At 62.4% G+C, this 12,257-nt stretch carries 14 protein-coding genes; 6 read left to right on the top strand and 8 right to left on the bottom strand.

What is annotated here, in order from left to right:
* Positions 1-34: 34 nt before the first annotated feature.
* From AC5WNJ_RS08090 to AC5WNJ_RS08105, 4 genes are all read right to left on the bottom strand, one after another.
* Positions 35-562, bottom strand: coding sequence for a hypothetical protein (locus AC5WNJ_RS08090; protein WP_495930972.1), 528 nt, complete (start codon positions 560-562; stop codon positions 35-37).
* Between the two features lie 346 nt (positions 563-908).
* Positions 909-1,559 carry a pyridoxamine 5'-phosphate oxidase gene (gene pdxH, locus AC5WNJ_RS08095; RefSeq protein ID WP_495930973.1) on the bottom strand — a complete coding sequence of 217 codons (651 nt, stop codon included), beginning with the start codon at positions 1,557-1,559 and terminating at the stop codon, positions 909-911.
* Positions 1,560-1,629: 70 nt separating this feature from the next.
* Positions 1,630-2,004 carry a branched-chain amino acid transporter permease gene (locus AC5WNJ_RS08100; RefSeq protein WP_495930974.1) on the bottom strand — a complete coding sequence of 125 codons (375 nt, stop codon included), beginning with the start codon at positions 2,002-2,004 and terminating at the stop codon, positions 1,630-1,632.
* Positions 2,001-2,891, bottom strand: coding sequence for an AzlC family ABC transporter permease (locus AC5WNJ_RS08105; protein WP_495930975.1), 891 nt, complete (start codon positions 2,889-2,891; stop codon positions 2,001-2,003). Before AC5WNJ_RS08105 ends, AC5WNJ_RS08100 begins: the two co-directional genes overlap by 4 nt.
* Before the next feature lie 338 nt (positions 2,892-3,229).
* Here AC5WNJ_RS08105 and AC5WNJ_RS08110 point away from each other — a divergent pair, with 338 nt between their 5' ends.
* Positions 3,230-3,988 (top strand): cytochrome b/b6 domain-containing protein, encoded by a 759-nt coding sequence (locus AC5WNJ_RS08110; protein ID WP_495930976.1) that lies wholly within the window; start codon positions 3,230-3,232, stop codon positions 3,986-3,988.
* Between the two features lie 201 nt (positions 3,989-4,189).
* Here the strand turns inward: AC5WNJ_RS08110 and AC5WNJ_RS08115 are convergent, their stop codons facing one another.
* The 4 genes from AC5WNJ_RS08115 to AC5WNJ_RS08130 all read right to left on the bottom strand — a co-directional run bounded on the left by AC5WNJ_RS08115 (position 4,190) and on the right by AC5WNJ_RS08130 (position 6,428).
* Positions 4,190-4,702, bottom strand: a complete 513-nt coding sequence (locus AC5WNJ_RS08115; RefSeq protein ID WP_495930977.1) for a c-type cytochrome — start codon at positions 4,700-4,702, stop codon at positions 4,190-4,192.
* Between the two features lie 247 nt (positions 4,703-4,949).
* Positions 4,950-5,357, bottom strand: coding sequence for a DUF2069 domain-containing protein (locus tag AC5WNJ_RS08120; protein ID WP_495930978.1), 408 nt, complete (start codon positions 5,355-5,357; stop codon positions 4,950-4,952).
* The gene (gene wrbA, locus AC5WNJ_RS08125; RefSeq protein WP_495930979.1) at positions 5,358-5,990 is read right to left on the bottom strand and encodes an NAD(P)H:quinone oxidoreductase; all 633 of its coding nucleotides are present in this window, start codon (positions 5,988-5,990) and stop codon (positions 5,358-5,360) included. It abuts the gene before it with no gap.
* 78 nt (positions 5,991-6,068) lie between these two features.
* Positions 6,069-6,428 (bottom strand): arsenate reductase family protein, encoded by a 360-nt coding sequence (locus AC5WNJ_RS08130; RefSeq protein ID WP_176677051.1) that lies wholly within the window; start codon positions 6,426-6,428, stop codon positions 6,069-6,071.
* Positions 6,429-6,534: 106 nt separating this feature from the next.
* Here AC5WNJ_RS08130 and AC5WNJ_RS08135 point away from each other — a divergent pair, with 106 nt between their 5' ends.
* The 5 genes from AC5WNJ_RS08135 to AC5WNJ_RS08155 all read left to right on the top strand — a co-directional run bounded on the left by AC5WNJ_RS08135 (position 6,535) and on the right by AC5WNJ_RS08155 (position 12,196).
* Complete coding sequence (locus AC5WNJ_RS08135; RefSeq protein ID WP_495930980.1) at positions 6,535-7,818, top strand: YihY family inner membrane protein; 1,284 nt, start codon at positions 6,535-6,537, stop codon at positions 7,816-7,818.
* A gap of 509 nt (positions 7,819-8,327) precedes the next feature.
* On the top strand, positions 8,328-9,461 hold the full coding sequence (gene potA, locus AC5WNJ_RS08140; protein WP_495930981.1) for a spermidine/putrescine ABC transporter ATP-binding protein PotA: 1,134 nt from the start codon (positions 8,328-8,330) through the stop codon (positions 9,459-9,461).
* Positions 9,458-10,339, top strand: coding sequence for a spermidine/putrescine ABC transporter permease PotB (gene potB, locus AC5WNJ_RS08145; RefSeq protein ID WP_176677054.1), 882 nt, complete (start codon positions 9,458-9,460; stop codon positions 10,337-10,339). The genes potA and potB overlap by 4 nt, the downstream gene beginning before the upstream one ends.
* Positions 10,336-11,118 (top strand): spermidine/putrescine ABC transporter permease PotC, encoded by a 783-nt coding sequence (gene potC, locus AC5WNJ_RS08150; RefSeq protein ID WP_495930982.1) that lies wholly within the window; start codon positions 10,336-10,338, stop codon positions 11,116-11,118. Before potB ends, potC begins: the two co-directional genes overlap by 4 nt.
* 1 nt (position 11,119) lies before the next feature.
* Entirely contained in the window at positions 11,120-12,196 is a 1,077-nt protein-coding gene (locus AC5WNJ_RS08155) for an extracellular solute-binding protein (RefSeq protein WP_495930983.1), read from the top strand.
* Positions 12,197-12,257 lie beyond the last annotated feature (61 nt).

Consider the following 12,257-nt stretch of genomic DNA (forward strand, 5'->3'; position numbering starts at 1 on the left):
GCGTAATGGCAAGAGGGGCAATCGCTGGCATGGTCTAGAGCGCGATGTCCTGCCAGTGATATTCGTATTCATCGTCCTCGTCATCATCCGGCGCACGACCGATGAAGAGGCTGGCGGTGAAGGCGCGCACGAAGATCACCTGGCTGCCATCCAGGGCGGTCAGCAGTTCACCCTTCTTGAGCTTCTTGATCTTGCGCTTGCGCGCCGCGACGGCCTGACGCGCCGCGCGGGTGTCGGCGCGCCATTGGGCGGCAATCTGACCGGGTGCCGTCGACTGTGCCAGCAGCTCTTCCGGGCATTGCAGCGGAATGTCGGGCGTGCCTTCGTCACGGATATGGTATTCCCAGCGGCTGGGATCCCCATTTTTCGGGGCCTGCATCAGGTGCTGGCGAATGAAGGTATGGCCGCGAGGATGCTCGAGCACGGTATACAGCACATTGCCGACCACGGCGTGATCGACCAGCGAGATACCATGACTGTCGGACGGGGTGTAGCCCGCCAGTAGACGGTCTACCAGTGTCTGACGTGCCACCTTGGGTGTGCCGCTGTCATCCCAGGCCATGAAGCCTCCAATCTGAGCGTGTCTGGCATCGCAGGCCATGTCGGCTGCGCCATGAGAGGCGCAGGATGACGGGCGTTCGCGAGGCCGAAAGGGCGGCCATTGTCCGGCTTGTGCCCGGTGAGGGCAAGCCGCGGGTGAGGGAATGCCCTGACGGGGGCTCGGGCGGTACTCATGCGGTACTCGTTCGGCGCTCGTGAGGCACTTATCCGACTTGCAGCCAGGCGGAAAACGCAAGAGGCCCCGCCTGAGCGGAGCCTCGAGAAGAGCGCACGGTGTGGCCAAGCCTGGCGATTGGTGTAGATTGGCGGTGGTGCAGGCCGGCGATCGGTGCAGACTGGCCAGCGGTTCAGGGCGCCAGAAGTTGCTTGTGCCATTCACCGTCTTCCGCGTCCTGGCGCTGGTAGCGCACGCGATCGTGAAGACGCGAGGGCTGGCCCTGCCAGAATTCGATCATCTCCGGCACTACACGATAGCCGCCCCAGTGTTCCGGACGCGGCACTTCGCTGGTGGCATAGACCTGCTCGAAGCGGCCCTGGCGCTCGCTGAGCCACTCGCGATCGGGAATCTCGACACTCTGCTGCGAGACCCAGGCGCCCAGCTGGCTTTCCTTGGGACGTGAGGCGAAGTAACGGTCGGAGAGCTCATCCTCGACCTTCTCGACGCTGCCTTCGATACGTACCTGACGCTGCATTGCCGGCCACCAGAAGGTCAGTGCGGCGAAGGGAACATTGGCCAGCTCGCTGCCCTTGTGACTCTGATAGTTGGTATAGAAGATGAAACCCTCACTGTCGCAGCCCTTGAGCAGCACGATGCGCGCATGCGGCTTGCCCTGGCTGTCGACGGTGGAGAGCGTCATCGCATTGGCGTCACTGTCATCGGCTGACAGCGCGCTGGTCAACCACTCCTGGAACAGCTCGAAGGGTTCCATCGGTGTGTTGGCAAGGCTGAGGCCATCACCGGAATAGGTTCGGCGCACATCGGCGATATCGCGGTTCATGGTGGGCTCCCTTGATGAATTGCTCATGTAATGACATGACTGTGACCGCTCACGTGCTGGATCGCAAGCCTCAGGCTCCGCCGAGTTGCAGCCAGGCCATGTAGAGTCCGGTGCCGACGGCAATCGAGAGCAGCGCATTGCGTCGCCACAGATGCAGTCCTGCCACGCAGGCGGCCGCGATCAGCATGCCAGCACCCTCGGCGCTTTCAAGCCAGTCTTGCCAGGCGGCGAGGCGTGACGCGGATTGCGTCATGTCCGGCAGTTGCATGGCCGACAGCGAGACGATGATCAGCACGACCATCACGATGGCCGGCAGATAGCGGCCCATATGCAGAATCAGCGGATGGGCCGAGTGGCGTGACAGGAACACGAAGGGCAGCGCGCGCGTGGCGAAGGTCGCACCGGCCGCCACGATGATCAACAGCAAGGCCTGCAAGGTGGTCATGGGGTAGGAGGCTCCGAGGCATCAGTGCATTGCGTCCGTCGTGGGGCGGACGTCTTTTCTGGGCGATGAGTGTCTCGCGGATGATGAGCGTTGCGCGAGCAATGTCTGCCGCGCAGATAGTGATAATGCCCCAGCAACAGTACGCAGGCGGCCGCGATGCTGCCCAGCAACAGTTGATCCTTGGGCAACCACCACAGTCCGGCGAGCGTAACCAGCAGGCCAAGCATGAAGGGCCAGCGCTCGCGCAGGGCGAACCACTGCTCGATGCCCAGCACCACGAACAGCGCCGTCAGCGCGAATTCGATGCCGCTGCTGTCGAAGCTGAGTTGGCCGGCTGCCAGTCCCAGCAGTGTGCCCAGGACCCACCAGGATTGATTGAGCAAGGTGATGCGCACCATCAACCGCTGGTCATCACGGCGCGCCACTGGGTCATCGCGTTCGCCGCTGCGTGGCAGACTGGCCAGCAGCGAGTAGGTTTCATCGGTCAGCCCGAAGATGAGGTAGAGCTTGGCGAGGCCCGCGGCGCGAAAGCGCTCCAGCAGCGACAGGCCGTAAAAGAGGTGGCGTGAATTGAGCAGCAGTGTGGCCACGAAGACCTCGGTGATGCCGGCCCCCGCCCCGAGCAAGGCAACCGCCAGAAACTGGCCGGCCCCGGCCAGGATGATCAAGGACATGAGCAGGCCCAGCCACGGACTCAACGGCAGCTGGCTGAACAGCACGCCGAAGGCAGCGCCCAGCGGGATATAGCCGAACATCACTGGCAGGGTCTGGTTGAGTGCCTGTTGCCATAGGTGACGACCGCTGATTGGCTGCCGGGGAGGCGAGCCCGCACCGGCGGTGTCGTCCCGGGAGGCGTGCGAGGTACTGGCCGTGGAAGGCGATGACATGGCGAGAGTTCCGTTCTGCGCAGGCGGGGTGAAGATGGGCGACACATGCAGGGAGTCTTCAAGAGGCCGAGTCCCCACAAGCCGCAGACAATCTACGCAGCATATAATGTCATCAAGCGTCAGGCGATGCTGCCAAGGTGGCAGCTGGCAGTGGAAAGTGCTGAATCAGCGCTGCATTGCTGATATTTCATATGTCTCATGGCGCTGCGATGGATTGATTTACCGTGGGTCGCCAGGTCATGGCCACCTATACTGGTCTGTAGCCGCTCGTTGGCTGTCATCGCTGCCTGACCGCATGCTATGTCACCCAGGGTTCATTCGCTGAGGGAATCATCAGGATGAGTTCGAAACGATCCCGCAAGTCCACGCCTGATATGGCGCCTGTCGACCAGGGTGCGCCTTCGCCGTTGCGCAGTGTCGAGATATGGGGGCTGGCCATCCGGCTGTTTCACCTGCTGCTAATTCTGGCGATCATCGGCATGTGGTACACCGCCGAGGTTGGGGCAGGGCTCGATTTTCCGATGGTCTGGCATGCACGGCTGGGATATTGCGTGATCGGACTGGTGGTGTTTCGCGTCATCTGGGGGCTGGTGGGCAGCGGCCATGCTCGCTTTGGTCGCTTCGTGGTATCGCCGCGCATGACCTGGCGCTACACATTGGACTTTCTGACAGAGCGGGCGAGGCGCCATGCCGGTCATAACCCCTTGGGTGGCTGGATGATGCTGACGATGTTGCTGGTGCTGGCGATTCAGACAGCGAGTGGACTGTTTATCACCGATGACCTCTTGTTCGAGGGGCCCTTGCATGATCGAGTCCCGGCGAGTGTCGCCGAACGTCTGGGTTGGGTGCACCACACCAATATCACGCTGCTGTGGGGGCTGATCGTGCTGCATCTGATGGCCATCGTCTGGCATGGTCTGCGCGGTGAGTGGCTGATCTGGGCGATGGTGCATGGCCGCAAGCATGTCCGGCGCGATGAGTCGCTGGTGGGTGAGGGGCAGTCGGTGCCGACTTCACGCTCTCGCAAGTGGCTTGCACTGGGGCTGGCGGCCGGTATCGGGGTGTTGGTCATCTGGCAGGGCGCGCAGTTGCCGTAAGCGCTGCTTACTGCTGCTTTCGCCCCCAAGTACCTCAAGACGCAAAAGCGCCGCCTGAGCAAGCTCATGGCGGCGCTTTTGCGTTCTGGCGAAGCCTTGGTATGAGGCGGTATGAGGTGTTATGAGCCGGTATGAGGCGTTCAGCGCGCTTCACCTTCGTAAAGACCCGTGCAGACCCCTACAGACCCGAAGAGGCGCTCATCAGTCAGCGCGATATTGCTGATGACAGCCCTTGCAGGTCTTGGCTGTCTCGACGAACTGGCTGCGCAGGGCGTCAAGATCCAGACTGGCGGCGGCGTCGGCCAATGCCCGGCTCTGGGTCATCAACGCCTCTGCACGCTTGTCGAAGCCTGCACGGTCGCTCTCTATCTTGCTCAGCGCGTCGGTATCACCGTCGTAGGAACCGGCGATGAATCCCTCCCATGGCATCTGCGCCAACAGCGCCAGTCGCTCGGCGCGAGTGCGAAACTCCTCGGCATCATACTCCTGCTTGCCCTTGACCATCGCGCCCATCGGACTGAACTGCCACGCCAGCGCCTGGAAGACTGCCTGGCGATACTGGATGGCATCCTCCGCCTTGTCAGCCAGTGCCGCTGGCGACGCCAACAGGCTGGCAAGCACCACGCCAGCCGCCAGCACGCCAGTGGACAGGCCGTTGCGCGCTACGCCCGCAGGGCGGTGGCGCGAAATGCCCGCAGGGCGGGGGAAAGACAAGTGTGTTGTCAGGCCGGTCATGGCAAAGCCTCGCTGGGGTCAACTCGCAAAGCCGATACAGCATGGACGGCTCGCGATGGTTGAGGAGACACGCTGGAAGGAGCGGTGGGTAAGGGTGGGGAAAGCGGCAAGCCGCTATGGGAAGGCGCAAACCGATACCCGCCATTCTAGCCGCTTATTTTAGTCGGCTATTCTAGCCGAACAAGGCACGACGAGAAGGGCGGGTAATGGAGAGGCCAAGGCTTGATCAGGCCTGCGGCTGACGCTTGAGGTTGCGCGAGCGGAAACGGGCATACGCCATGCTGGAAAGGAACAGCCCCAGCGCCGCCACGGCTTCAAGTCCACCGATGACGGCGTGGCCAGGCACACCGGCCAGCATCACGCCCTGCATGATGTAGAGCAGGCTGACGAAGGCCAGCCAGACATGGCCGCGCGCGCGCCGGGTGAGAATGGCGGGCAGAAACAAGGCGAGCGGCAGCAGGCGGATCAACAGCGGCAGCAGGCCGTTGTTCTCGCTCTGGGCCATCAATTGCATGCCGCCGATCAGCAGTAGCAGGGCAAGCGCCGCGAAGCTTGCGATCACACCGCGACGGCTCTTGGCTTCCAGCGTATCGAGTCCCTGCTCACGTTCCAGTCGTTCAAGCCAGGCACGCATCTATTTCGTCTCCCTGAGCGATTGCATGGCAAGGGCCAGGCGAGCGATGCGCTTGCCTTGCGCCAGTGCCAGGCGCTGTTCGTTGTCATCGACGTCGTTGTCGCCACGCTTGCCGCTGACGTGGGTCGTGCCGTAGGGCGTGCCGCCCTGGGTGGTCTCGAGCAACTCGGTGGCGCTATAGGGCACGCCAGCATAGACCATGCCGTGGTGCAGCAGCGGAATCAGCATGGTGATCAGTGTGGTTTCCTGGCCGCCATGCAGAGAGCTTGAGGCACTGAAGGCGGTGGCAGGCTTGTCGATCAAGGCCCCGTTCATCCATAGCTCACTGGTGGTATCCAGGAAGTACTTGAGCGGTGCCGCCATGTTGCCGAAACGGGTCGGGCTGCCCAGCGCCAGGCCCGCACAATGGCGCAGGTCGTCCAGCTCGACATACATGGCCCCGCTGTCGGGGATTTCCGGTTCGGTCTGCTCACAGGTGGCCGAGATCTCGGGCACCCGGCGCAGGCGCGCCTCGACACCGCTGATGGACTCGATACCGGCGGCGATCTGCTCGGCCAGCGTGCGGGTCGCACCATGGCGGGAGTAATAGAGGACGAGGACGTACGGCGTCGCGTCAGGGGTCGTTGCGGACATGAGCTTCCTCAGGTGGATGACAATCTATCGAAAGGGGCAAGCCGAGCGCCTGGGTGAGCACACCCTGTCAGCGGGGACTCAGGCATCACCCAGCAGCACCAGCACATCTTCGGGCGGGCGCCCGATGACGGCACGCTTGCCATCATCGAGAATCGGTCGCTGCATCAGTTTCGGCGTTGCGGCAATGGCATCGAGGCGTTGCGCGTCACTGGGGTCTACAAGGCCCAGCGCCTTCCACTCGGCTTCGTTCTCACGGGTCAGAGCCCGCGCCCCGCCTTGCACGCGGGCGGCCAAGGCCCCGAGCTGTTCGCGATCGAGAGGGTGCTCCAGGTAGCGGACAATCTCGAGGTCACTCACCTCGAGACGCGAGGTCAAAAGGGCCAGTGTTTCCCGTGACTTGGAGCAACGCGGGTTGTGGTAGAGTTTCAGGATCGACATGACTGTCTCCATTTTCGAACAGACGATGGGGCATCACGCAGGCGCTACTGGCCATGGCCGGCGGTGGCGTATGCATCAGGCACGCATTGTAGAGGGGCGCACAAGAATGCCACAACTGCCAGGGATTACGCGGGGCATGCCCGCCATCGGCGTCATTCTCAAGCTGGTATCACGATTCAACTACCATGACGGCAAGAAGACCGCGTCGGCACTGACCTATACGACGCTGTTCGCCATTGTGCCTCTGATGACGGTCATCTATGCGATGTTTGCCGTCATTCCCAGTTTCGATGGGGTAGGCGATCAACTGCAGACCACGGTGTTCTCCCAGTTTCTGCCCTCGACCGGCGCTACGGTGCTCGAGTATCTCAACGAGTTCTCCGGTCAGGCGCGCAATCTGACCTCGGTGGGTCTGATCTTCCTGTTCGTGACCTCGGTGATGATGATGATCACCATCGAAGGCGCCTTCAATGCCATCTGGCAGGTGCCGGAAGGGCGCAAGGGACTGTCGAGCTTCCTGATGTACTGGGCGGTGCTGACCCTGGGCCCTCTGATGCTGGGCTCGGGCTTTCTGCTGTCCTCCTTTCTGACCTCGCTGTCGTTCTTCGATTCGGCCGCCGAGATGCTGGGCGGCAAGGCGCTGCTGCTGCGTCTGTTGCCGCCGCTGTTGAGCGCCGCGGCCTTCACCTTCATCTATGCCGCGGTGCCCAACTGCAAGGTGCGACTGCGTGACGCCGCAGTCGGGGCCGTGACCACCGCGCTGGCGCTGGAGCTGGCCAAGGCGGGCTTCTCGCTCTACGTGACGCACTTCCCGTCCTATCAGGCGATCTATGGGGCCTTTGCCGCCGTACCGCTGTTCTTGCTGTGGGTCTTCCTTTCCTGGTGCATCGTGCTGCTGGGGGCGGAGGTGGCGGCCTGGATGGGCGAACGCTCCAACGCCGACTGGCATCGCTGGCCGCCGTTCTGGCAGACCCTCGGCGCGGTGATGCTGCTCAAGGATGCCCACGAGCGCGGTGAGCCGCTGTCTGATGATCGACTCACGGAAGTGCTTGGCAGCCGTTACCGCCGAGTCCTAAAGCCGCTGATCTCCGAGAACATCGCCAGCCAGACCCAGGATGGCCAATGGGTATTGGGGCGTGACCTCAACCATTACTCTCTGTGGGAAATGGCCCATGCCTTGCCCTGGGAGTTGCCGGCCGGCGAGGCGGGCGAAGCGCCGCATCCGCGCCTCGAGCCGCTGCGCGAAGCGCTGGCGCATGCGCGCGCCGCCGAGAAGGAACGCATGGCCTGCAGCCTGGTGGATGTCCTGCCCGGAGTGGAGGAGGTGGACGCCGAGTCCGCGGCGGTGGAGAAGAAGGGCTCGCAGGATCCCGCACTTGCCGCGACCTGAAGGCGACGGGTACGCGATGGCAAGGTGACAGCCCGAGGTTGAATGGGCAGAATGCGCACCCTGTGCCGACGGCTCTCCCCGCACAGGGTGAGGCGAACGCCGAAGACTGATGACAATGAAAAGGCCCGACTCCCGCTCGGGCCTTTTCATTTGTCTCTCACGCATGACCCGGAACCGCTCGCTTGTCTTGCTAGAAGTCGACCTGCACGCTGGAGAGCCTGACTGAAGTATGGGTGAGGTGTGAGTGAGACAGGTCAGCTGGCGGCGGCTCGCGGCGGCTCGCCGTGCAGACACGCAAGTGAAAGGTTGGCATGCCAGACTGACGACGGTGCCTTGCCCGCTGCCTGATGTGACCTTTGCGCGACCTGTGTGCGAGCGGCGAGTCGAGAGCTGGCAGTCTCCCGGTGGCCAGGCACGATGGAATTGACGATGTGGCGTGCCAGTCCCTGGCGCGCCTGACATGCATGAGGGTGCCGTTCGCGGCGCCCGCTGGAGGTGACAACCCGCCGATGAAAAGCTCTGCTCCTGAGAAGGCCCCGCTGGTCAAGTTGCGTGGCATTTCCAAGACCTTTGGTGATCGCAAGGTGTTGGACAGCCTTGACCTGGATTTGAACGATGGTGAGTTCGTCACGCTGCTGGGCCCGTCCGGTTGCGGGAAGACCACCGTGCTGAGAATGATCGCCGGTTTCGAATCGCCGGATAGCGGCACTATCACGCTCGAGTCGACGGCCTTGCATGAGCGTCCCGCTCACCAGCGCCCGGTCAATACCGTCTTCCAGAGCTATGCGCTGTTTCCGCATATGAACCTCTATGACAACGTGGCCTTCGGTCTGCGCATGGAGAAGGTCGCCAAGGCCGAGATTCATGAGCGGGTGCGCGATGCGCTGGAGATGGTGCAACTGGCCCATCTGTCGGACCGCCGCCCGGACCAGCTCTCCGGCGGGCAGCAGCAGCGCGTCGCGATTGCCCGCGCCGTGGTCAAGCGACCCCGCGTCCTGTTGCTCGATGAGCCGCTGTCGGCGCTGGACTACAAGCTGCGCAAGCAGATGCAGAATGAGCTCAAGCGCCTGCAGCGACGTCTGGGCATCACCTTCGTCTTCGTCACCCACGATCAGGAAGAGGCGCTGTCGATGTCCGATCGCGTGGTGGTGATGCGCGAAGGCGGCATCGAGCAGATCGGCACACCGCGTGAGGTCTATGAATCGCCGAGCACGCTGTTCGTGGCGCGCTTCGTCGGTGAGATCAACCAGCTGGCGGCACAGGTCGTGCGCCCCGCGGCGACGGCCGGACGCATTGAGATCACGCTGCTCGGTCAGACGCTGGAACTCAGCAGCCATGGCCGGGCCTATCAGGGCGGAGAGGCGGTGCAGGTGCTGCTGCGCCCGGAAGACATGCGACTCAAGGGCGCCGAGGACAGCGAAGGTTTCCCGGCACGGGTCATCGAGCGAAACTACAAGGGCATGACCTTGGACACGGTGCTGGAGCTGGACAGCGGTCAGCAGTTGCTGGCCAGCGAGTTCTTCGACGAGGATGATCCTGACTTCGACTATCGCCTTGGCGAGCGCGTACGTGTCAGCTGGGTGCCGGACTGGGAGATCATCCTACCCGATGATGCGCCTGCCGTGACGGGAGCGGGTGCATGAGTCTGGCGCGCAATCCCTTCAAGACGGCCACCCTGACCGTCATCTGGGGCTGGCTGATCCTGCTGGTGCTGGCCCCGACGCTGCTGGTGGTGCTGGTCAGTCTGATGCCGGAAAACACCGGCCAGCTGCTGGGCGGTGAGCTGTCGCCGAGTACGCTGTGGCAGGGCTTCGTGACCAACTATGGCCAGATGATCAGCCCGGTGTATCTGAGCGTCTTCGGTCATTCGCTGTGGATCGGCCTGGTCACGACACTGATCTGTCTGCTGCTCGGCTATCCCTTCGCGTGGATGATCTCGCGGGCCAGTCCGCGCCTGCAGCCCTTGCTGCTCCTGTTGGTGATCATTCCGTTCTGGACCAACTCGCTGATCCGCATCTATGCCCTGCGCACGCTGATCGCCACGCGCGGGCTGCTCAACGATGTGCTGATGAATCTCGGCCTGATCGATGCGCCGCTGCGTCTGCTGTATACCGAGGAGGCGGTGATCGTGGGGCTGGTCTACATGCTGCTGCCGTTCATGATCCTGCCGCTGTATGCCGTCTTCGAGCAGTTGAATCGCCCGACACTGGAGGCGGCCCGCGACCTTGGCGCCAATGGTCTGGCCACCTTCCGCCATATCGTGCTGCCACTGACCATGCCGGGCATCATCGCGGGCGTGCTGCTGGTGTTCCTGCCGGCGATGGGCATGTTCTATGTCTCGGACCTGCTAGGCGGTTCGCGCCATCCGCTGATCGGCAACATCATCAAGGGTCAGTTCCTGGAGGCCAACAACTGGACCTTCGGCGCGGCGATCAGCGTGATGCTGACGCTGGTGATGGCGTTCCTGCTGTTGGCCTATTACCGCAGCGTCAAGCTCTTCAAGCGTGAGGTGACCCTATGAAGGCGAGCGCCGCGCTGCGTTGGTTCAACCGCTGTTATCTGACGCTGATCTTCACGCTGTTGTATGTGCCGATCCTGGTATTGATCGGCATCTCGTTCAATGACTCACGCAACCCCTTCGTGTGGGGCGGCTTCAGCTTGCGCTGGTACGACAAGCTGCTGGGCAATGGCAATCTGATGGAGGCTGCGCTCAATACGCTGTGGCTCGGGGTGACGGCGGCGACGCTGGCGACCCTGATCGGCACGCTGACGGCCACCGCGCTTTATCGCTATCGCTTTCGTGGCAAGCCGTTGCTCAATGGCATGCTGTTCACGGTGATGATGATGCCGGACATCGTGATGGCGATCGCCTTCCTGGCGCTGTTCATTGCGTTGGGTATCCAGCTGGGCTATTTCTCGCTGCTGGTCTCGCACGCCACCTTCTGTCTGCCGTTTGTGGTGATCACCGTCTATTCCCGCCTGACGGGCATCAACCCGCAGTTGCTGGAAGCGGCGCGTGATCTTGGTGCCAGTGAAGCCCGCGCCGTCTGGCACGTGCTGGTACCGGCGCTGATGCCGGCGATCGCCTCCGGCTGGCTGCTGAGCTTCACCCTGTCGCTGGATGATGTGGTGATCTCGACCTTCGTCACCGGGCCGACCTTCGAGGTGCTGCCGCTGCGCATCTACTCGATGGTGCGACTGGGGCTCAAACCTGAAGTGAATGCATTGGCAACCCTGCTGTTGGGGCTGTCGCTCTGTCTGCTGTTGATTTCACAGTTGTTGCTCAAGGAGAAAAAATAACATGCAAGGTACCCGTTTCCCGCTGCGCGCCGCTGGCCTGATGGCTGCCGTCAGCCTGGCCTGCGTGGCCACATCCGCCCCCGTTCTGGCCGCGGATGACAGCGACAAGGTCCTCTACGTCTACAACTGGACCGAGTACATGCCTGATGAGGTCATCGAGCGCTTCGAAGAGCAGACCGGCATCGATGTCGTCTACTCCACCTTCGATTCCAACGAAGCGATGTACGCCAAGCTCAAGCTGCTGGACAGCGACAACAGCTACGACCTCGTCTTCCCGTCGACTTATTACATCGACAAGATGGCGCGTGAAGGCCTGCTGCAGAAGCTGGATGTCAGCAAGCTCGACCATTTCGAGGACCTCGACCCGAATCTGGTTGATCGTGACTTCGACAAGGGCAACCAGTACAGCGTGCCTTACATGTGGGGCAGCGCCGGTATCGGTTACAACCCGGACTATGTCGAAGAGGGCGCGCTGACCAGCTGGAACGATCTGTGGAACGACAAGTATCGTGACAAGCTGCTGCTCTCCAACGACATGCGCGAAGTCTTCCATGTCGCATTGGCAAGCCTCGGCTTCAGCGGCAACACCACGGACCCCGATGAGATCAAGGCGGCCTACCAGAAGCTGACCCAGCTGATGCCGAATGTGCGTGCCTTCAACTCGGATGCGGCGCGCGTGCCCTTCATGCAGGGCGAGGTCGATGCCGGCCTGATCTGGAACGGTGAGGTCTATCAGGCCAACCAGGAAGGCGTGCCGGTCGAGTATGTCTATCCCAGGGAAGGCATCATCCTGTGGATGGACACCATGGCGATTCCGTCCAACGCGCGTCACGTCGATGCGGCCTATCAGTTCATCGATTATCTGATCAGTCCGGAAGTCAGCAAGGAAATCAGCGAGTACGTGGGTTACACCACGCCGAGCCTGGCGGCCAGGAACATGATGGACCCGGAAGTGCGTGACAATCCGGTGGTCTTCCCGACTCAGCAGGATCTCGCCCGCGGCGAATTCCAGACCGATGTCGGCGATGCGCTGTCGATCTATCAGAAGTACTGGGAGCAGCTCAAGACCGGGCATTGATCCGCCCTTGATGCGTGATGACGCAAGAAATCACGTCAGCGACTTGAGCTGAACCGACGCC

It is taken from the genome of Cobetia sp. PDI-23MA, assembly GCF_059507735.1.

Bases quoted from the DNA above. Each gene is read 5' to 3' on its own strand.
- AC5WNJ_RS08090 (WP_495930972.1), bottom strand. From the start codon at position 562: ATGGCCTGGGATGACAGCGGCACACCCAAGGTGGCACGTCAGACACTG.
- pdxH (WP_495930973.1), bottom strand. From the start codon at position 1,559: ATGAACCGCGATATCGCCGATGTGCGCCGAACCTATTCCGGTGATGGC.
- AC5WNJ_RS08100 (WP_495930974.1), bottom strand. From the start codon at position 2,004: ATGACCACCTTGCAGGCCTTGCTGTTGATCATCGTGGCGGCCGGTGCG.
- AC5WNJ_RS08105 (WP_495930975.1), bottom strand. From the start codon at position 2,891: ATGTCATCGCCTTCCACGGCCAGTACCTCGCACGCCTCCCGGGACGAC.
- AC5WNJ_RS08110 (WP_495930976.1), top strand. From the start codon at position 3,230: ATGAGTTCGAAACGATCCCGCAAGTCCACGCCTGATATGGCGCCTGTC.
- AC5WNJ_RS08120 (WP_495930978.1), bottom strand. From the start codon at position 5,357: ATGCGTGCCTGGCTTGAACGACTGGAACGTGAGCAGGGACTCGATACG.
- wrbA (WP_495930979.1), bottom strand. From the start codon at position 5,990: ATGTCCGCAACGACCCCTGACGCGACGCCGTACGTCCTCGTCCTCTAT.
- AC5WNJ_RS08130 (WP_176677051.1), bottom strand. From the start codon at position 6,428: ATGTCGATCCTGAAACTCTACCACAACCCGCGTTGCTCCAAGTCACGG.
- AC5WNJ_RS08135 (WP_495930980.1), top strand. From the start codon at position 6,535: ATGCCACAACTGCCAGGGATTACGCGGGGCATGCCCGCCATCGGCGTC.
- potA (WP_495930981.1), top strand. From the start codon at position 8,328: ATGAAAAGCTCTGCTCCTGAGAAGGCCCCGCTGGTCAAGTTGCGTGGC.
- potB (WP_176677054.1), top strand. From the start codon at position 9,458: ATGAGTCTGGCGCGCAATCCCTTCAAGACGGCCACCCTGACCGTCATC.
- potC (WP_495930982.1), top strand. From the start codon at position 10,336: ATGAAGGCGAGCGCCGCGCTGCGTTGGTTCAACCGCTGTTATCTGACG.
- AC5WNJ_RS08155 (WP_495930983.1), top strand. From the start codon at position 11,120: ATGCAAGGTACCCGTTTCCCGCTGCGCGCCGCTGGCCTGATGGCTGCC.